Here is an 18,847-nt window from a genome sequence, read left to right on the forward strand (position 1 = left end):
ATCCTTTCACGGCTTGCGGCGGGTTCTGGCGCGGACCGGCGCGCAACGCAACCCGAAGCCTGGGCGAGCTTGACCCAAACCCCGCCCACGGGCAACAAGCGGCCGCAGCCGGAAGGGTGGCAAGGGGGCGGGAAAGATGCGGAACTCCGTGCGCGGGCAGGTCGATCCGTTCATCGTCATGGACGTGATGGAGGCCGCGCGGCTGGCCGAGGAATCGGGGCGCCACGTCATCCACATGGAGGTGGGCCAGCCTTCCGTCGGCGCGCCGAAGGGCGCGCGCGAGGCGCTGGCGGCGGCGCTGGCGCAGCCCTTGGGCTACACCGTCGCGCTGGGCCTGCCCGAGCTTCGGCGCGGCATCGCGGGTCTTTACCGGCGCTGGTACGGGGTCGATCTGGACCCCGCGCGGGTGGTGGTGACGGCGGGGTCGTCGGGGGCGTTCATCCTCGCCTTCTCGGCGCTGTTCGATGCGGGCGACCGGGTCGCGCTGGGCGAGCCGGGCTATCCGAGCTACCGCCAGATCCTGCGGGCGATGTCGGTCGAGCCGGTGGGGATGCAGACCCGGCCGGAAAACCGCTACCAGCCGGTGCTGTCGGACATTCCCGAGGGGGTGCAGGGCGTGATCCTCGCCTCGCCCGGCAACCCGTCCGGGACGATGCTGGGGCGGGCGGAGCTTGCGGCGCTTGCGTCCGCCGCGACCGCGCGCGGCGCCGCGCTGGTGTCGGACGAGATCTACCACGGCCTGAGCTACGGCGAACGCGCCGTCACCGCGCTGGAGGTCACGGACGAGGTCGTCGTCGTTAACAGCTTCTCCAAGTTCTTCGGCATGACCGGCTGGCGGGTCGGCTGGATGGTCGTGCCGGAGGGCATGATCCGCACGGTCGAGCGGCTGGCGCAGAACCTGTTCATCTGCCCGCCGCACGCAAGCCAGGTGGCGGCGCTGGCCGCGCTTGGCTGCGAGGACGAGGCGCGCGCGAACCTCGCCGTCTATGCCGAGAACCGCCGGATGATGCTGGACCGGCTGCCGGGGATCGGACTTTCCCGCATCGCCCCGCCGGACGGGGCGTTCTACGTCTATGCCGACGTGTCCGACCTGACCCGCGACAGCCGCGCGCTGGCCGCGGAGATCCTTGAACATGCGGGCGTCGCCGTCACGCCGGGACTGGACTTCGATCCCGTGCGGGGCGCCGGGACGCTGCGCTTTTCCTATGCCCGCAGCAGCGAGGACGTCGCCGAGGGGCTGGACCGGCTGGCCCGGTTCATGTCGCGGCGGTGAGGCGCCTCGCGCCCCGCTTCAAGGCCGCCGCTGCCGCCGTCGCCGTCGTTGCCGCCGCCGTGATGGCGTCGGCCTGCCTTCACGCGGGCACGGGCACGGATACAGACGCGGGTACAGGCGGCGCGCAACTGGCGCAGGCCGAGGGCGCGCAGCCCGCGGCCCGCGCCGGGGACCCGCTGTTCGATCCGTCCCGGTCCACCGTCACCGCCGAAGGCCGCGACCGGGGCAAGCCCCGCCCGCTGCACCTGCACCTGGCTGTCGGCGCCCGCGCGCCGTTCCGCGCCTACCTGCTGGACCAGCCGCCCCGGCTCGTGGTCGAGATGGAGGGGCTGGACCTTCCCGCCGGGCCCGCGGCGGTGCAGGGGGCCGACCTGCTCGCTGGCCTGCGCTGGGGTCCGGGGCTGCCCGGCTGGGGCCGCATCATCGCGGCGCTGCCCGGCCCCTACGCCGTCGCCGCCGCAACCATCACCGGCAGGGACGGCGAAGCAGCCGCGATCGAGCTGTCGCTGGTCCCGGTCGGGCCCGAGGACTTCGCCCCCCGCGCCGACGCGATGACGGCGCTGAAGGGTTTGCCCGAGCCTTCGGAGCTGCCGCCCGCCGTGGCCGATGACGGCCGGCTGCGGGTGGTTCTCGACCCCGGCCACGGGGGCTTCGACCCCGGCGCGCAGGTGGACGGCGTGTCCGAGGCCGCGCTGATGCTGCAATTCTCGACCGAACTCGCGGCGGCGCTGAACGCGGCCGGGATCGATGCGCGCCTGACCCGGGGCGAGGACCGCTTCGTCCCGCTGGAACAGCGGACCACCGCGGCGCGGGCCGTGGACGCCGACCTGTTCATCTCGCTTCATGCCGACATGCTGCCCAAGGCGCAGGCGGCGGGGGCCACGATCTATGTCTGGAACCCGGCCTCGAACGACCGCGCGGCGCAGGAACTCGCGGCCCGGCACGACCGGGACGACATGCTGGCGGGCGTGGACCTGGACGGCACCGACGACCGGGTCGCGCGGGCGCTGATCGACCTCGCCCGCACCCGCACCCAGCCCGCGAGCGAGGCGTTTGCAAGCCACCTGTCGAGCGAGCTCGCGCTGTCGGACATCGGGATGCACCGCAGGCCGGTGCAGGGGGCCGCCTTCTCGGTCCTGAAATCGCCCGACATTCCGTCGGTGCTGGTCGAGCTGGGGTTCCTGTCGGACCCGGTCGACCGCGCCAACCTTCTCAACCCCGCGTGGCGGGCGCAGATGGCGGGCGCGATCACCCGCGCGGTGACGAACTGGCGCGCCGACCAGGCGGCCGCAGGCACCCTGCGCGGCGTGGTGCCGCCAGCACGCTGAACCGCCGGTGCGCTGAAGGCGCGCGGCCGGGCCTTGGCGCGGATCACGCCCGGCACACGATCCTGACACAAGGTTGTTTTGACGCCCTGCGGGGGTGCGTCTATAGAAGCCACCTGCGCGGCCGGCCAAAAGGGGTCTTTGTGGTTCGTTTCGTCCTCTCCTTCTTCGGCAGCATCTTTTCCTGGGTCGTGACCGGGCTGGTGTTCATCGCCCTGATCCTAGGCGGGGTGTTCTGGATCTACGGCCGCGACCTGCCCAGCCACGAACAGCTCGCCGCCTATGCGCCCAAGACCATCAGCCGGATCTATTCGGGCGAGGGCAAGCTCATCGACGAGTTCGCGCAGGAACGCCGCCTGTTCCAGCCGGTGTCGGAAATCCCCGACCTCGTGAAGCAGGCCTTCGTCAGCGCCGAGGACAAGAACTTCTACAACCACCACGGCTTCGACCCGATGGGGATGGCCAGCGCCGCGGTGCAGGCGGTGAAGTCGCGCGGCGCGAACGTGCGCGGCGCATCCACCATCACGCAGCAGGTGATGAAGAACTTCCTGCTGTCGTCCGACCGCAGCGTGGAACGCAAGGTCAAGGAACTGATCCTCGCGACGCGGCTGGAACAGACGCTGTCCAAGGACAAGATCCTCGAACTGTACCTGAACGAGATCTTCCTGGGCCAGAACAGCTACGGGGTGGCGGCGGCCGCGCAGACCTATTTCAACAAGCAGCTGTCGGACCTCGCCCCGCACGAGGCGGCGATGCTGGCGGCCATGCCGCAGGCGCCGTCGCGATCCACCGTGGCCGACAAGGACCACATCACCGAGCGGCGGAACTACGTCCTGCGCGAGATGTGGCAGAACGGATATCTCGACGAGGCGACCTTCCGCAGCGAGGCGGCGCTGCCGCTGCGCACCGTGCAGAACGGCGACTTCCCGTCCTTCCGCCAGCAGCTGCCGCCGCGCGACTACTTCACCGACGAGATCCGCCGCCAGCTCAGCCGCGAATTCGGCGAGGAGGAGTTCTTCACCGGCGGCCTCGCCATCCGCGCCACGGTCGAGCCGCAATTGCAGCAGATCGCCGCCAAGGCGCTGCAGGACGCGCTCGAGAAATACGATCGCGGCATCGGCATCTGGCGCGGCACCGGCGTGACGATCCCTGAAGCCGAGCTGGGGTCCGAGAAATCGTGGCGCGCCGCGCTCGCCAAGGCCGATGTGCCGCGCGACATCGCCGGCTGGTATCCGGCCGTCGTGCTGGAGATCGGCCAGACCGACGCCCGGATCGGGATCGAGCGGGTGGCAGAAGACGCCGAGGAAGCCGGACCCGAAGGCCACCGGATCCCCGCCGAGGACGTGACCTGGGCGAGGAAGCTGATGCCCGGCCGCCAGCGCGCGCCGCAGGCGAAGAAGGCGGGCGACCTCGTCGCGGTGGGCGACGTCGTGCTGGTGCGGCGGATGACGAGCGACGACACCGGCAAATTCATCCGCTGGACGCTGAGGCAGGTGCCCGCGATCGAGGGCGGGTTCATGGCGATGGACGTGAATACCGGCCGCGTGGTGGCGATGCAGGGGGGCTTTTCCTACCAGTCCTCGGTCTTCAACCGCGCGACGCAGGCGATGCGCCAGCCGGGGTCGTCGTTCAAGCCGTTCGTCTATGCCGCGGCGCTCGACAACAACTACACCCCCGCCACGATCGTCGCGGACGAGCCGATCACCGTGAACACGCCGCAGGGGTTGTGGACGCCCAAGAACTCGGGCGGCGGCTTCTACGGTCCCGTGCCGCTGCGCACCGGGATCGAGCAGTCGCGCAACCTGATGACGATCCGCATCGCGCAGGACATCGGGATGGAGACGGTCGCGAAATACGCCGAGCGCTTCGGCGTCTACGACCACCTGTCGCCCTATCTCGCCAACAGCCTCGGCGCGCAGGAAACGACGCTGATCAAGATGGTGGCCGCCTACGCGATGTTCGCCAACGGCGGCGAGCGGGTGGAGCCGACGCTGGTGGACCGGGTGCAGGACCGCTTCGGCCGCACGATCTACCGCCACGACAAGCGCGTGTGCGAGACCTGCGGGCAGGCGGCGATGCCGGCGAGCCTGGGGCCGCGCATCACGTCCGACCGCGAGCGGGTGATGGACGCCGTTACCGCCTACCAGTTGACCTCGATGATGGAGGGGGTGGTCAAGCGCGGGTCGGGCAAGGGCGTGAACGTGCCGGTGCCGATCGCGGGCAAGACCGGGACGACCAACGACGCCAAGGATGTGTGGTTCATCGGCTTCAGCTCGAACCTCGTGGCGGGGTGCTACCTCGGCTACGACCAGCCGCGGACCCTGGGCGAGCACGCCTTCGGCGGCACGCTGTGCGTCCCGGTGTTCAACGCCTTCATGCGGCAGGCGGTCAAGGAATACGGCGGGACGGAGTTCAAGGTGCCCCCGGGCGGACATTTCCGCGACGTGCCCTATGGCAACGGCATCGTCGCCGAATACTTCCGCGACGGCACCGGCCCCGGCACCGGCGGTCCGGTGGTCGTCGTCGATGGCGGCTTCGGCCGGGTCGATCCCGACAAGCTGCCCCGCATCGCGGTCGGGCGCGAGGCCGCGCAGACCGTCACCACCTCGACCGGGCGCAAGAAGGTCATCCCGAAGAAGGCCGACACCTCGACGATCTCCTCGGGCGGGCTCTACTGACGCGGCCCGCCCCGGCCTCGACCGCTTGCCCCGGGGCGGGGCTGGCTGTATCACCGCTGACTTGTTGGCGGTCGCCTGTCCGAAGGGGTGGCCGCATGCCGACCGAGGAACCCGAAAGCCATGCGCGCCGAGACCCAGAACACCATCGATGCCATCCGCAAGTCGCTGCGCCTGCTTGCGCAGCGGATGGACTGGGAAACCGCGCCGCACCGGCTGGAAGAAATGAACGCGATGATCGAGGACGGCGACCTGTGGTCCGACCCGGCCCGCGCGCAGAAGCTGATGCGGGACCGGCAGGTGCTGTCGGACGCCGTGGAAACCTACAAGCGGCTGTCCAATGACCTCGACGCCAACGCCGAGATGGTCGAGCTGGCCGAGGCCGAGGGCGATCCCGACCTTGTGTCGGAAGCCGAGGCGAACCTGAAGGCGATCGCGGCAGAGGCCGCCCAGAAGGAGCTGGAGGCGCTGCTGAACGGCGAGGCCGACGGCAACGACACCTTCCTTGAAATCAACGCGGGCGCGGGCGGCACCGAAAGCTGCGACTGGGCGTCGATGCTGGCGCGCATGTACACCCGCTGGGCCGAGAAGAAGGGCTACACGGTCGAGCTTCAGTCGGAAACCGACGGCGACGAGGCGGGCATCCGCAGCGCCGCCTACAAGATCAGCGGGCCGAACGCCTATGGCTGGCTGAAGTCGGAATCGGGCGTCCACCGGCTGGTCCGCATCAGCCCCTACGATTCGGCGGCGCGGCGGCACACTTCGTTCTCGTCGGTCTGGGTCTACCCGGTCGTGGACGACAACATCGAGATCGACATCCCCGACCGCGACATCCGCATCGACACCTATCGTTCGTCCGGCGCGGGCGGGCAGCACGTCAACACCACGGATTCGGCCGTGCGGATCACCCACCTGCCCAGCGGGATCGTGGTGACCAGTTCGATGAAGTCGCAGCACCAGAACCGCGAGGCGGCGATGAACGCGCTGCGCGCGCGGCTGTACCAGCTGGAACTGGACAAGCGGAACGCCGAGATCAACGCCCAGCACGAGGCGAAGGGCGAGGCCGGCTGGGGCAACCAGATCCGCAGCTACGTCCTGCAACCCTACCAGATGGTGAAGGACCTGCGGACGGGGGTGGAGACCAGCGACACCGGCGGCGTGCTGGACGGCGACCTGGACGCGTTCATGGCCGCGACGCTGGCGATGGACGTGGCCGGGAAAAGCCGGGCCGAGGCGAACGTCGAGGACTGAGCGGGGTCAGGGGGACCAGACCGCCACCGCTTGCGTTCCGATCACCCGCCAGCACGTGGTCGAAATCTTGCGCTCGCGCCGTGGCGCGCACCTCGGCGAGAATATCCTCGAGCAGACGGCGGGCAGATGTTGTGGTCGGCCCGCAGCGCCATCACCTCAACCCCGTTCTGCGATCACCCCAGGTAAGGCGCGCCGCCGCCAATGTTCCAGCGCCCGACATCGCGCGCAGCACCGACGAAAGCTTATGCCGAGCCGAAGCATATCCAGCGGCCGGCCCGCACGCGGAAGCTGCGGATAACGGCCTTGGTGCCGGTGCCGCTGATGTTGTCCGTAGCAGTCCAGCAAGCGTTCCCGCGTGTCGCGCTGGAAGCGGCGCAGTTCGTCCCTCGCGTAGCGACAGGCCTTCCGCTCGTTCGGACCCGCGCAGCATCCCCGTGTTGTTGCAGGCGCGATCCCCTGTCTAAGCTGCAGCACAGGGAACGACGCGCGGGGTGGACGATGGGACGACAGATCAACCTCGCGCTGCAGGGCGGCGGCGCGCATGGCGCGTTCGCGTGGGGCGTCCTCGACCGCCTGCTGGAAGGCGACGAGATCGACATCGCCGCGATCAGCGGCACCTCCGCCGGGGCGCTGAACGGCGCGGCGGTGAAGGCGGGGCTTGCCGCGGCGCCGGGCCGTCCGGGGCGGCAGGCCGCGCGCGAGAACCTGCGCCATGTCTGGACCGAGGCGACGCGATCCAGCGACAACAGCGTCGTCCGCTGGATGACGAGCTTCATGCCGGTGCCGCCGCGGTTCCAGCGCATGACCGAACTCATGTCGCCGATGGCGTGGCTGGAAGGCGTGGCGCGGGTCTTCAGCCCCTATGACTACGGCCCGTTCTACCACAACCCGCTGGGGCCGATCATCCGCCGGATGCCGCATCCGCGGCTGGACGGCGAGGCGGGGCCGCGCCTGTTCGTAACCGCTACGAACGTCCGCACCGGGCGGGTGCGGATATTTTCCGGGGCCGAGGTGACGGCGGACGCGATCATGGCGTCCGGCTGCCTGCCGACGCTGTTCCGCGCGGTGGAAATCACCGACCCCGCGACCGGCCGGCGCGAGGCGTTCTGGGACGGCGGCTATTCCGGCAACCCGGCGATCTTCCCGCTGTTCGCGCCCGACCTGCCCCGCGACATCCTGATCGTCGCGATCAATCCCATGGAACGCGACGGCATCCCGCGCACGCCCGTGGCGATCCAGGACCGCATCAACGAGATCAGCTTCAATTCCTCGCTGCTGCGCGAGCTGCGCGCGATCCAGTTCGTCAAGCGCCTGTCGGAAGAAGGGCGGCTGACCGGGCGCAACATGAAGGAGCCGCTGCTCCACATGATCTTCGACGACGAGCTGATGACCTCGCTCGGGTCGCGCAGCAAGATGCTGCCGCCGCCGGGGCTGGTTGCGCGGATGTTCGACGCCGGGCGTGCCGCCGCGCAAGGCTTCGTCGACGGCAGTCTGGCCGACCTGGGCGAGCGTGACACCGTCGACCTGCCGGCGCTTTACGGCTGATCGCTTCAGGGCTGATCGGCCCGGACGTGCGGGTCACGCCCCCGCGGCGGCGATCCGGGCGGCGAGGCGGGCGTTGTTCAGCACCAGCGCGGTGTTGGCAACAAGCGACCGCCCCTCGGTCAGCGCATAGATCCGGTCGAGCAGGAACGGCGTCACGTCCTTGGCGGCGATCCCTTTCGCAGTCGCGTCGGCCAGCGCCTGTTCGACGACCGGCATGATCTCGGCGCGGGCGATCTCGGCGTCGGCCGGGATCGGGTTCACGACCAGCTGACCGCCGGGCAGGCCCATGGCGCGGCGCATACGGGCCGACGCGGCGATCTGGGCGGGATCGTCCATCCGCAAGGGCGCGGGCAGACCCGAATCGCGGCTCCAGAAGGCGGGCAGGGCGTCCTGGCCCACGGCGATGACCGGGACGCCCAGGGTTTCCAGCACCTCGAGCGTGCGGGGCAGGTCGAGGATCGCCTTGGCGCCCGCCGACACGACCGTCACCGCCGTCTGCGCCAGCTCGTTCAGGTCCGCCGACACGTCCATCGTGTCCTCGACCCCGCGATGGACGCCGCCGATGCCGCCGGTGGCGAAGACGCGAATCCCCGCCAGCGCCGCGCAGATCATGGTGGCGGCCACGGTGGTGGCGCCGGTGCGCCCGGTCGCCACGCAGGCGGCGAGGTCGGCCCGGCTGAGCTTCATCACCGTGCCTTCGGGCGAGCGGGCGAAGGATTGCAGCGTCTCGTCGTCCAGCCCGATGCGGATGGTGCCCCCGATCACGGCGATGGTGGCGGGGGTGGCGCCGCCCGCGCGGATCGCGTCCTCGACCTCGCGCGCCATCTCCAAGTTCTGCGGGAACGGCATCCCGTGGGTGATGATGGTGGATTCCAGCGCCACGACCGGGCGGCCCTCGTCCAGCGCGGCGCGGACCTCGGGGGTGAAGACGATCGGCAGGTGGGCAGATGGCAGGTCAGTCATGCGAAGGCTCCTGAAACGTGGGCGGCCGCCGCCGCGACGGCGGCTTCCAGCGCGCGGGCGGGGTCGGCGCCGTTGCGTTCGGCGACGAGGTGGGCGGCCATGAAGCAGTCGCCGGCGCCGGTCACGCGGGCAATGGTGACGCGCGGCGGGGCGGCGGTCAGCGCGGTGCCGTCGGCGCCGGCCAGCGCCACCGGGCGCGCGCCGTCGGTCACCAGCACCCGCTGCGCGCCGCGCGCGACGACCAGCGCGGCAGCCTCGGCCGCGCTCGTGCAGGGCCGGCCCGCCAGCGTCTGCGCCTCGGCCAGGTTCAGGTACAACGTGGCGTGCCCGGTGGTGATGAGGGGGGCGAGGCGTTCGGCCTTGCCGGGGCTCGCCGGGATCACCCGCAGGTCGGCCGCCCGCAGCGCCGGATCGGCCGCGATCGTCGCCAGCAGGTCCTGCGTCAGGTTCCCGTCCAGCACGACCGGCCCGGTCCAGGGATCGTCCGCCGACCCGAGACGGCCGTCGCGCAGGGGGGCCAGGACGCGTTCGCCCGCCGCTTCCAGCGAATGCGCGTCGGCGATGGCCGCGATCAGGCCGCCCGCGTCCTCGATCGCCATGTAGATGTCGGTGGGCATCCCGTGGTCGCGCACCAGCCAGTCGGGCAGGATGCCGAGCGCCCGGATTTCCGTCACCAGCGCAGAGCCATCCGGCTCGTCCCCGACCGCGCCCAGCACGGCAGGGCGCATGCCGCGGCGCGCGAGCTCGGCGGCGGCGTTCAGCGCGACGCCGCCAGGGATGTGGGCGATGCGGCCGGGCACGTCGTCGCCGGCCTTCATGTGACCCGGCGTGCGGCCGATCACGTCCCACAGGACCGCGCCGATGCAGAGCACGTCGGGGCGGGCCGCGTCAGCCAAGGCGCAGCATCCGGTGCTTCTTGCGCCCGATCGAGACCTTGATGCCCGCTTCCACCTGCGCCGCCGTCAGCGGCGCCTGCGGGTCGGTCACCGGCTCGTTGTCCAGCCGCAGGCCACCCTCGGCGATCAGTCGCTTGGCTTCCTTCCCCGATCCGGTCAGCCCCGCCTGCACCAGCACGTGGCTGACGCTCAGCGCGCCGCCGTCGAAGGCGGACCGGGGCAGGGTGGCCGTTTCCAGCTCGCCCCCCGCGCCGCCCTGCTCGAACACCTCGCGCGCGGTCGCCTCGGCCCGCGCGGCGGCGTCGGCGCCATGCAGCAGCGTCGTGACCTCGTTGGCGAGGATCACCTTGGCCTCGTTGATCCCGGCCCCCGAGAGCGCGCCGAGGCGGTCGCATTCCTCGACCGGAAGCTCGGTATAGAGCTTCAGGAACCGGCCCACGTCGGCATCGGTGGTGTTGCGCCAGAACTGCCAGAACTCGTAGGGGCTCAGCAGGTCGCCCGACAGCCACACCGCGCCGCCCTGGCTCTTGCCCATCTTGCGCCCGTCGCTGGTGGTCAGCAGCGGCGAGGTCAGCCCGAACACCTGCGCGTCCAGCACCCGCCGGGTCAGGTCGATCCCGTTGACGATGTTGCCCCACTGGTCCGACCCGCCCATCTGCAGCAGGCAGCCGTGGCGGCGGTTCAGCTCGAGGAAGTCGTAGGCCTGCAGGATCATGTAGTTGAACTCGAGGAAGCTCAGCGACTGTTCCCGGTCCAGCCGCGACTTGACGGACTCGAACGACAGCATCCGGTTGATGCTGAAGTGGCGCCCGATGTCGCGCAGGAAGTCGAGGTAGTTGAGGCTGTCGAGCCACTCGGCGTTGTCCAGCATCAACGCGCGGCCTTCGCCGTAGTCGAGATAGCGCGCGAACACCCGCTGCATCCCGTCGATGTTCGACCGGATCTGCTCGGGCGCCAGCAGCGGGCGCTCGTCCGAGCGGAAGCTGGGATCGCCCACCTTGGTCGTCCCGCCGCCCATCAGCGTGATCGGCCGGTGCCCGGTCTTCTGCAGCCAGCGCAGCATCATGATGTTCAGAAGATGGCCCACGTGCAGCGACGCGGCCGTGGCGTCGTAGCCGATATACGCGGTGACCGGCCCTGCGATCAGCGCGTCGTCGAGGCCCTGCAGGTCGGTGCAGTCCGCGAGGTAGCCGCGCCGGATCATCGTGTCCAGGAACTCGGATCGGGGCTTCAGGGTCATCGGCGTTTTCCTTCTGTCCGACCCGGCTATACAGAGCGGCAGGGACGAGGAAAAGCGGGACGGGACAGCAGAGAGGGCGGGCCATGCTGGCGCTTGGGATGATGTCGGGCACGTCGCTCGACGGGGTGGACGCGGCGCTGATCGACACCGACGGCGAAAGCATCGCGGGCTTCGGACGCTCGGCCTACCGCGCCTATGCCGGGAACGAGGCCGGGGTGCTGCACGCCGCGCTCGGCCGCTGGCCGGGCGAGGATGGCGTGGCCGATGCGGCGGTGCTGTCGGTGGCGGCGCACGCGGCGCTCGCGGCCGAGTTCCCCGAGGCGGGGGTGATCGGCTTTCACGGCCAGACCCTGGCGCATGATCCGGGCGGCCGCGGCACCCACCAGGCGGGGCTGGGATGGGAGCTTGCGCGCCGGACCGGGCGCCCCGTCGTCTGGGATTTCCGCACCGAGGACGTGCGCCGGGGCGGGCAGGGCGCGCCGCTGGCGCCGTTCTTCCACCATGCCCTTGCCCGCTGGGCCGTGGCCGCGGGCCAGCTGGAGCCGGCGCCGGTCGCGTTCCTGAACCTGGGCGGCGTCGGCAACCTGACCTGGACCGATCCCCGGGTCACGCAGCCCGAGGATGCCTGCATCGCCTTCGATACCGGCCCCGCCAACGCGCCGGTGAACGACTTTATGCGCGCGCGGCGGGGGGTAGCGCGCGACGATGGCGGCGCGCTGGCGGCGGCGGGAACGCCCGACGAAGCCCTGATCGCGCGTTTCCTGGAGCATCCGTTCTTCGCCCGAAGGCCCCCCAAGTCGCTCGACCGCGACAGCTTCGCGGGGCTGCTGCCTGCGGTCGGGAAAGCGTCCGACGCCGATGCGGCGGCGACGCTGGTCCACGCGGCGGCGGCGGCGGTGGCGGCGGGGCTGGCCTGGCTGCCGGACCGGCCCGCGGCGCTTCTGGTCTGCGGCGGCGGGCGTCACAACGCCGCGCTGATGGCGGCGCTTGCCGCCCGCAGCGGGGCCCGCGTGCAGCCGGTCGAGGCGATCGGGCTGGATGGCGACATGATCGAGGCGCAGGCCTTCGGCTGGCTTGCCGTCCGGGTGCTGCGCGGGCTGCCCACGTCGGGGCCGGGCACCACCGGCGCACCGGGCCCCGTCTGCGGCGGCCGGATCAGCGTGCCGCCTGGCCTGGGGCTGGAACGCGGTTCCCGCTGAAGCGTGAAGGATCCCCGGGCCAGGTTTCACGAGGGCGTCAGGGAAGGAACGATTGCCGGGCGCCCGTGTTGTGTCCCCGATGCGGGCGGCGACGCCTGTCCGCGCAGCAGTTTATCGAAAGGGACCGACCCATGAAAGCTCTGCTTCTTGCAGCAACCTCGTCGCTGGCGCTGACCGGCTTCGCGATGGCGCAGACCTCGACGGCGCCTGCGGCGCCCGATGCGTCCGCATCGCCCATGACCTCGACCGACGTCGACGCGAACGCGAGCGGCATGGGCACGGACACCACCGCGACGACCGGCACCGACTCGGCCGGCACCGCTGCCACCGGCACGGATGCGGCCGGCACGACCACCACCACGGACGGCATGTCGTCCGACACGACGACGGCGGCGCCGATGGGCACCGACACGGCGACCGGCTCCGCCACGGCGACCGGCTCCGACACGGGGACGCCGACCGCCCCCGCCGCGACCGCGGTTGACGGCGCGACCGACGTCGACGTGGTCGACAACCCGACCGACAGCGTCGGCACCACGGACACCGCGACCGGGATGACCGGCACGGACACGACCGGCGCGACCACCACCACGACGGACGTGGCCACCACGACCGGCTCGGCCGCCACGACCGAACAGGTCGTCGAGGCGCCCGACGTCGCTGCCCCGATCCTGAGCGCCGAGAACCCCGGCATGCTCGCCTCGGCTGTGATCGGCACCCGCGTCTACACCACGAACCAGCCCTCCACGGCCGTGTTCACCGAAACCGAGATGACCGAGCGCCCGGCCGATTGGGCGGACATCGCGCAGGTTGACGACATCGTCTTCAACTCGAACGGCGACGTCGTGGGCTACATCGCCGACATCGGCGGCTTCCTCGGGATCGGCGCGAAGAAGGTCCTGCTGGGCGTTGACGCGCTGCACATGACCCGCGTGGGCAACGACGTGTTCTACGCGACGAACTTCACGGAAGAAGAACTGCGCGCGCTGCCCGACTTCGACAACGCGACGGTCATGCGCTGATTTTCTCTAGTCTGGTCAACGATTAACGAGGGCGCCTCCGGGCGCCCTTTTTCGTCGTCGCGGGAACGATTCCGCGAGCAGCCCGTTTGGTCGCGAGGCACGAATCTCCTCCAGCTCCGTCATTGAAGAAAGGGTTTAGCAATGCTCAAGCAGCTTCTCGGCACCGCCGCGGTCATCTCGTTCGTGGCCACCGGCGCCTTCGCCCAGGCCACCCCGCCCGCGGGCGCTCCTGCCCCCGACGCTGCCGCGACCGGCAGTGCCACGGCCACGGCCCCGGTGACGGGTGCGGATGCGACCGCGACGCCCGGTGCCACCGCGACCCCCGATGCGACCGCGACCCCGGATGCAACCGCGAACGTCGATGCGACCGCAACCACTGCGCCCGCCGACGCGACTGCTGCCGGCGCGACCGCTGCCGTTCCCGGCGGCGGGCAGGTTGTCGTCCAGCAGGCGGAGCCGGTGGTCAACGTCGAAGTCCCGAACCCGGAAGTCACGGTGACCCAAGCCGCGCCGCAGGTCACGGTGGAACAGCCGCAGCCCACCGTCACTGTCACGCAGGCCCCGCCGACCGTCACCGTCGAGCAGTGCGCCCCGGTCATCAACGTGACCCAGGCCGAGCCGACCGTCACCGTCAACATCCCGCAGCCGGTCGTGTCGGTCGCGCTGGCCGACCCGGAGGTCCGCGTGGGCGAGACCCAGCCCGTCGTGACCGTCGAGACGCCCGAGCCGGTCGTCAGCTTCGTCACGCCCGAGCCGCAGGTTTCGGTGCAGAGCGCCGAGGCCCAGGTCAACGTGACCGAATCCGAGCCGACCGTGAACGTCCAGCGCGCCGACGAGGCCGTGGTCCAGATCGAACAGGCCGACGCGGCCGTGAACGTCGAGCAGGCGGGCGAAGCCCAGGTCAACGTCGCCCCGGCCGCCGAGCCGCAGGTGAACGTGACCCCGGCGGGCCAGGCGGACGTCACCGTGAACGCGGCTGACGCGGCCGTCGACGTGACCGGCGCGGGCACGACCGCCGCAGCCACCACCGGCGCCGCGACCGGCGCGGCCGTAGCCCCCGTCATGGGCAGCGACGTCGCGCTTCGTGAAGGCTACGAGCTGGTCCCGGCCGGCGGCGTTGCCAGCGATGAACTGACCGGCGCCGACGTGTACGCCGCGGGCGACGAGGACATCGGCGAGGTCAAGACCGTCGTCGCGGACCCCTCGGGCCAGATCCAGCAGGTGATCGTCAGCGTCGGCGGCTTCCTGGGGATCGGCGAGCGTGACGTGGCCTACCCGTTCGACCAGGTTTCGCTGCAGCGCAACCCCGACGGGTCGGACCTGCGCGTCTATGTCGGCACCCCCGCCGACCAGGTCCAGAACCTGCCCGCCTACACCGCGCCGGCCAACTGATCCCGCGCGGCGCAATCTAAGCCGCGACATGTGAGCGACGACGGGGCCCCGCTTTAGCGGGGCCCCTGTTCATTCTGCAACGCCGCGCGAGCGCGCTTCGCGCGGACCGGAGGAGAGCTTTCCATGCGCGTCTACCTGGCAGGCCCCGAGGTCTTTCTTCCCGACGCCCGCGAGATCCTCGCCACGAAAGCGGCCCTCTCGCGCGCGCGGGGCTTCCAGCCCGTCACCCCGCTCGACAATGACCTGCCGCCCGGCGGCGACCGCTTCGCGACGGGGATGAGGATCTACCGCTCGAACATCGCGCTCATGAACGGGTGCGACGCGATCGTGGCGAACCTGACCCCGTTCCGCGGCGTCGGCGCCGATCCCGGCACCTGCTTTGAACTGGGCTACATGGTCGCGCGGGGCGCCCGCATCGCGGCCTACAGCAACGATCCGCGCGGCCACTTCGACCGCCTTCAGGCCGGATTCTACCACGGCGCGGCCCGCCCCGACGCCGGGGGAGAGCATCGCGGTCCCGACGGGCTGGCGCTGGAGAACTTCGACATGTTCGACAACCTCATGCTGCATGGCGCGGCCGCAACGCCGGGCGCGGTCCTGGTCGTCGCGCCGCCGGGCGCCGCGGTCGACGCGGACCGGCTTTCCCGCGGCATGGAGACGTTCGTCGCGTGCCTTGCGCGGCTCGCCGAGGCCGGCGCCTGATAGAGCGCCCGGATGACCGTCGCGCCGACGGCCCGCGCGACTTTCTTCGGCGGCATGCACGCAAGCGGCTTGACGCCGCGATGCGCGCCTCGTAAACCCCGCCCACTCCGATCGGATCGGGGTGGTCTGCGCGGTTGTAGCTCAGTTGGTTAGAGTACCGGCCTGTCACGCCGGGGGTCGCGGGTTCGAGCCCCGTCAACCGCGCCATCACCACCCCGCCGCTCGCAGGAATGCGCGGTTGTAGCTCAGTTGGTTAGAGTACCGGCCTGTCACGCCGGGGGTCGCGGGTTCGAGCCCCGTCAACCGCGCCATTTCCTGAATATCCCCCTGCGATCACCGATCCGGGCCGAAGGGCCTGCCGCCCGTGGCGGGCCGTCGACCCGCCCCCGTCCCGCACGCCCTTTTCAACCCCGCCCCAATCCCTATGCTGGCGCCTGAGAAGGAACGAGGTCCGCGATGTCTGAAATCGAATATGGCGCGATGATGCACCGTGCGATGCAGGGGCTGATCGCGGATGTGCTGCAGGGTGTCGCCGAGAACGGGCTGCCCGGCGAACACCACTTCTTCATCACCTTCGACACGCGCGAGGAGGGGGTCGAGATGGCCTCGTGGCTGCGCGACCGCTATCCCGACGAGATGACGATCGTCATCCAGCACTGGTTCGACAACCTGACGGTCACGGACGAGGGGTTCTCGATCACGCTGAACTTCGGCAACTCGCCCGAGCCGATGGTGATCCCGTTCGACGCGATCCGCACCTTCGTGGACCCGTCGGTCGAATTCGGCCTGCGGTTCGAGACGCAGGACAGCGACGATGACGATGACGATGGCGACGACGACGGCGGCGAGGGCGGGGACGACGATGCCGACGACGCGTCCCGCGACACGCCTGCCGAAAGCCCCGGCGGCGCCGAGGTCGTGAGCCTGGACAAGTGGCGCAAGTGACGCATCCGCCTGCGGCGCAGGTCGCGGGCGCGCCGGTGTGCGACGGCATGCCGATTGCCATTCCCCGGACGCTTGCCTAGAACGCGGCCAATCGCACGAAGGCCCCCGACCCGGGCCGCCGTCCTGGAGGATTGCCCGTGAACGACGCCCAGAACCACACCCCGAATCAGACCGGAACCGAGGCCCGGGATCAGGCCCGGACCCGCACCGAGACCGACAGCTTCGGCCCGCTCGAGGTGCCCGGCGACAAGTTCTGGGGCGCCCAGACCCAGCGCTCGATCCAGAACTTCCCGATCGGCTGGGAACGGCAACCCGTCGCCATCGTCCGCGCGCTGGGCGTGGTGAAGCAGGCGGCGGCGCAGGTGAACATGGCCACCGGCAAGCTGGACAAGAGCCTGGGCGACGCGATGGTGCAGGCCGCGTCCGAGGTGGTCGCCGGCAAGTTCGACGACAACTTCCCGCTGGTCGTCTGGCAGACGGGGTCCGGCACGCAGTCGAACATGAACGCGAACGAGGTCATCTCGAACCGCGCGATCCAGATCCTGGGCGGCGAGATCGGGTCCAAGACCCCGGTCCACCCCAATGACCACGTCAACATGGGCCAGTCGTCCAACGACACCTTCCCGACCGCGATGCACGTGGCAATCGGCATGGTCGCCCGCGACGTGCTGCTGCCGGGGCTGGAAAAGCTCGCCGCCGCGCTGGAAGCCAAGCAGGACGAGTTCAAGGACATCATCAAGATCGGCCGCACCCATACCCAGGACGCGACGCCGCTGACGCTGGGCCAGGAATTCTCGGGCTACGCCCACCAGGTCCGCATGGGGATCGCGCGGGTGAAGCTCTGCCTGCCGCAGATCTACGAGCTGGCGCAGGGCGGCACCGCCGTCGGCACCGGGCTGAACACGAAGAAGGGCTGGGACACGGCGATCGCGGCGGAAATCGCCAAGATCACCGGGCTGCCGTTCGTGACGGCCCCCAACAAGTTCGAGGCGCTGGCCGCCCATGACGCGATGGTGTTCTTCCACGGGGCGCTGAAGACCGTGGCGGCATCGCTGTTCAAGATCGCGAACGACCTGCGGCTGCTGGGTTCCGGCCCGCGCTCGGGCCTGGGCGAGCTGATCCTGCCGGAAAACGAGCCGGGCTCGTCGATCATGCCGGGCAAGGTGAACCCGACCCAGGCCGAGGCGCTGACGATGGTCTGCGCGCACGTCATGGGGAACGACGCGGCGGTCGGCTTCGCCGGATCGCAGGGGCATTTCGAGCTGAACGTCTACAACCCGATGATGGCCTACAACGTGCTGCAGTCCATGCAGCTTCTGGGCGACGCGGCGTCGTCCTTCACCGACAACATGGTTGTCGGCACGCAGGCCAACACGGCGCGGATCGAGAAGCTGATGAAGGAATCGCTGATGCTGGTGACGGCGCTTGCGCCGACCATCGGCTACGACGCCGCCACGAAGGTCGCCAAGACTGCCCACAAGAACGGCACCACCTTGCGGGAAGAGGCCGTCGCGCTGGGTTACGTGGACGAGGAAACCTTCGACCGCGTCGTGCGCCCCGAACTGATGGTCGGCCCCGAAGACTGATCCTTCCCCGGGGCGGAAACGACAGGCGCGCGGCAATGCCGCGCGCCTTTTTCGTTCAGGCCCGTCAGTGGGCCATCATCTCGGCCACGACCTGCTCGGCCGTCAGCCCGGCGGGGTAGTAGGTCGGCCAGTGGGTGATCTCGTCCAGCAGCGCCGCGCGGTCCTCGCCCCAGTACAGGTGGTAGTGATCGGACTTTTCCGGCGCGATGCGGTGGTCGCTGAACTGGATGAAGGCCGGGGCTTCGGCATCGCCCTCGGTCTTGCGGAAGACGTAGCGCACGCCGCGGTTGCCCTTGGGGTAGGTCAGCACCTCGTGGCCGTCGTCGGCGTAGGTGCCCGAGACCGCCTTGTCGCCGCGGTGGAAGGTCACCCGGTCGTCCTTGATCTCGATCCGGTCCACGTCCGTCTTGTAGCCGGCCTCGTAGTAGCTGCGGTACTCGGCGGCGCTCTTGTCGCCGTGCTGGGCCTTGTGCGCCATCACGGGGTCCAGCGCGCCCGAGGTCAGGTAGGGATAGACGGACTGCCAGTCGCCCTGCCAGTCGGCAAGCGTGCGGGCCTGCACCTGGGCATCCTCGAAATAGCCCTTTGCGATCGGGTCGTCGGCGTGATCGTGGGCGTGGCTGTGGCCATGCGCATGGTCATGGGCGTGGTCATGGGCCGCATCGGTCGTCGCGGCGGCGGTCTGCGCGGATGCCTGGACTCCCACGGAAAGGGCAGCGCCGAGGGCAAGCGCGCCGAGCAGGCTGAGCGGATTTTGCATGAGGAAGCTCCTTTGACGATCCGGGGCGTCGATGCCCCAACTATTTGTTACGGTATAACGTAGCAGATTGTCG

Annotated in this window: 15 protein-coding genes and 2 tRNA genes; 13 read left to right on the top strand and 4 right to left on the bottom strand. The window is 70.4% G+C overall.

The genetic code is table 11. From position 1 onward, the window contains the following. Positions 1–136 precede the first annotated feature (136 nt). The 5 genes from ELI80_RS05025 to ELI80_RS05045 all read left to right on the top strand — a co-directional run bounded on the left by ELI80_RS05025 (position 137) and on the right by ELI80_RS05045 (position 8,069). On the top strand, positions 137–1,273 hold the full coding sequence (locus ELI80_RS05025) for a pyridoxal phosphate-dependent aminotransferase (protein WP_136650029.1): 1,137 nt from the start codon (positions 137–139) through the stop codon (positions 1,271–1,273). Next, positions 1,270–2,601, top strand: a complete 1,332-nt coding sequence (locus ELI80_RS05030; RefSeq protein WP_136650030.1) for an N-acetylmuramoyl-L-alanine amidase family protein — start codon at positions 1,270–1,272, stop codon at positions 2,599–2,601. The genes ELI80_RS05025 and ELI80_RS05030 overlap by 4 nt, the downstream gene beginning before the upstream one ends. A gap of 140 nt (positions 2,602–2,741) precedes the next feature. Then, complete coding sequence (locus ELI80_RS05035; protein WP_136650031.1) at positions 2,742–5,276, top strand: penicillin-binding protein 1A; 2,535 nt, start codon at positions 2,742–2,744, stop codon at positions 5,274–5,276. Positions 5,277–5,396: 120 nt separating this feature from the next. After that, entirely contained in the window at positions 5,397–6,524 is a 1,128-nt protein-coding gene (prfB, locus tag ELI80_RS05040; protein ID WP_136650032.1) for a peptide chain release factor 2, read from the top strand. 498 nt (positions 6,525–7,022) lie between these two features. Beyond that, the gene (locus tag ELI80_RS05045; protein ID WP_136650033.1) at positions 7,023–8,069 is read left to right on the top strand and encodes a patatin-like phospholipase family protein; all 1,047 of its coding nucleotides are present in this window, start codon (positions 7,023–7,025) and stop codon (positions 8,067–8,069) included. Positions 8,070–8,102: 33 nt separating this feature from the next. Here ELI80_RS05045 and ELI80_RS05050 read toward each other — a convergent pair whose 3' ends face one another. The 3 genes from ELI80_RS05050 to tyrS are packed head-to-tail and all read right to left on the bottom strand — an operon-like array spanning position 8,103 to position 11,168. After that, entirely contained in the window at positions 8,103–9,032 is a 930-nt protein-coding gene (locus tag ELI80_RS05050; protein WP_136650034.1) for a pseudouridine-5'-phosphate glycosidase, read from the bottom strand. Then, complete coding sequence (locus ELI80_RS05055; RefSeq protein WP_136650035.1) at positions 9,029–9,928, bottom strand: PfkB family carbohydrate kinase; 900 nt, start codon at positions 9,926–9,928, stop codon at positions 9,029–9,031. Before ELI80_RS05055 ends, ELI80_RS05050 begins: the two co-directional genes overlap by 4 nt. Next, complete coding sequence (tyrS, locus tag ELI80_RS05060) at positions 9,921–11,168, bottom strand: tyrosine--tRNA ligase (RefSeq protein WP_136650036.1); 1,248 nt, start codon at positions 11,166–11,168, stop codon at positions 9,921–9,923. The genes ELI80_RS05055 and tyrS overlap by 8 nt, the downstream gene beginning before the upstream one ends. Positions 11,169–11,251: 83 nt before the next feature. Here tyrS and ELI80_RS05065 point away from each other — a divergent pair, with 83 nt between their 5' ends. The 8 genes from ELI80_RS05065 (at position 11,252) to fumC (ending at position 18,014) form a co-directional block, all read left to right on the top strand. Then, the gene (locus ELI80_RS05065; RefSeq protein WP_136650037.1) at positions 11,252–12,367 is read left to right on the top strand and encodes an anhydro-N-acetylmuramic acid kinase; all 1,116 of its coding nucleotides are present in this window, start codon (positions 11,252–11,254) and stop codon (positions 12,365–12,367) included. A gap of 131 nt (positions 12,368–12,498) precedes the next feature. After that, positions 12,499–13,389, top strand: coding sequence for a PRC-barrel domain-containing protein (locus ELI80_RS05070; RefSeq protein WP_136650038.1), 891 nt, complete (start codon positions 12,499–12,501; stop codon positions 13,387–13,389). 141 nt (positions 13,390–13,530) lie between these two features. After that, on the top strand, positions 13,531–14,781 hold the full coding sequence (locus tag ELI80_RS05075) for a PRC-barrel domain-containing protein (protein WP_136650039.1): 1,251 nt from the start codon (positions 13,531–13,533) through the stop codon (positions 14,779–14,781). 123 nt (positions 14,782–14,904) lie between these two features. Next, positions 14,905–15,483, top strand: a complete 579-nt coding sequence (locus ELI80_RS05080) for a nucleoside 2-deoxyribosyltransferase (RefSeq protein WP_136650040.1) — start codon at positions 14,905–14,907, stop codon at positions 15,481–15,483. Positions 15,484–15,613: 130 nt separating this feature from the next. Further along, positions 15,614–15,690, top strand: a tRNA-Asp gene (locus tag ELI80_RS05085). A gap of 27 nt (positions 15,691–15,717) precedes the next feature. After that, positions 15,718–15,794 (top strand) — tRNA-Asp (locus tag ELI80_RS05090). Between the two features lie 145 nt (positions 15,795–15,939). Continuing rightward, the gene (locus ELI80_RS05095; protein WP_201740557.1) at positions 15,940–16,428 is read left to right on the top strand and encodes an SspB family protein; all 489 of its coding nucleotides are present in this window, start codon (positions 15,940–15,942) and stop codon (positions 16,426–16,428) included. Positions 16,429–16,565: 137 nt separating this feature from the next. Next, positions 16,566–18,014 carry a class II fumarate hydratase gene (fumC, locus tag ELI80_RS05100; protein WP_136650041.1) on the top strand — a complete coding sequence of 483 codons (1,449 nt, stop codon included), beginning with the start codon at positions 16,566–16,568 and terminating at the stop codon, positions 18,012–18,014. A 64-nt stretch (positions 18,015–18,078) separates the two neighbouring features. Here the strand turns inward: fumC and ELI80_RS05105 are convergent, their stop codons facing one another. Next, entirely contained in the window at positions 18,079–18,774 is a 696-nt protein-coding gene (locus ELI80_RS05105) for a metal-binding protein ZinT (protein WP_136650042.1), read from the bottom strand. Positions 18,775–18,847 lie beyond the last annotated feature (73 nt).

Source organism: Paracoccus aeridis (assembly GCF_004923205.2).
Taxonomy (GTDB): Bacteria; Pseudomonadota; Alphaproteobacteria; order Rhodobacterales; family Rhodobacteraceae; genus Paracoccus; species Paracoccus aeridis.

Coding starts and splice junctions, on each gene's coding strand:
- ELI80_RS05025 (WP_136650029.1), top strand. CDS start 137: ATGCGGAACTCCGTGCGCGGGCAGGTCGATCCGTTCATCGTCATGGAC.
- prfB (WP_136650032.1), top strand. CDS start 5,397: ATGCGCGCCGAGACCCAGAACACCATCGATGCCATCCGCAAGTCGCTG.
- ELI80_RS05045 (WP_136650033.1), top strand. CDS start 7,023: ATGGGACGACAGATCAACCTCGCGCTGCAGGGCGGCGGCGCGCATGGC.
- ELI80_RS05050 (WP_136650034.1), bottom strand. CDS start 9,032: ATGACTGACCTGCCATCTGCCCACCTGCCGATCGTCTTCACCCCCGAG.
- tyrS (WP_136650036.1), bottom strand. CDS start 11,168: ATGACCCTGAAGCCCCGATCCGAGTTCCTGGACACGATGATCCGGCGC.
- ELI80_RS05065 (WP_136650037.1), top strand. CDS start 11,252: ATGCTGGCGCTTGGGATGATGTCGGGCACGTCGCTCGACGGGGTGGAC.
- ELI80_RS05070 (WP_136650038.1), top strand. CDS start 12,499: ATGAAAGCTCTGCTTCTTGCAGCAACCTCGTCGCTGGCGCTGACCGGC.
- ELI80_RS05075 (WP_136650039.1), top strand. CDS start 13,531: ATGCTCAAGCAGCTTCTCGGCACCGCCGCGGTCATCTCGTTCGTGGCC.
- ELI80_RS05080 (WP_136650040.1), top strand. CDS start 14,905: ATGCGCGTCTACCTGGCAGGCCCCGAGGTCTTTCTTCCCGACGCCCGC.
- ELI80_RS05095 (WP_201740557.1), top strand. CDS start 15,940: ATGTCTGAAATCGAATATGGCGCGATGATGCACCGTGCGATGCAGGGG.
- ELI80_RS05105 (WP_136650042.1), bottom strand. CDS start 18,774: ATGCAAAATCCGCTCAGCCTGCTCGGCGCGCTTGCCCTCGGCGCTGCC.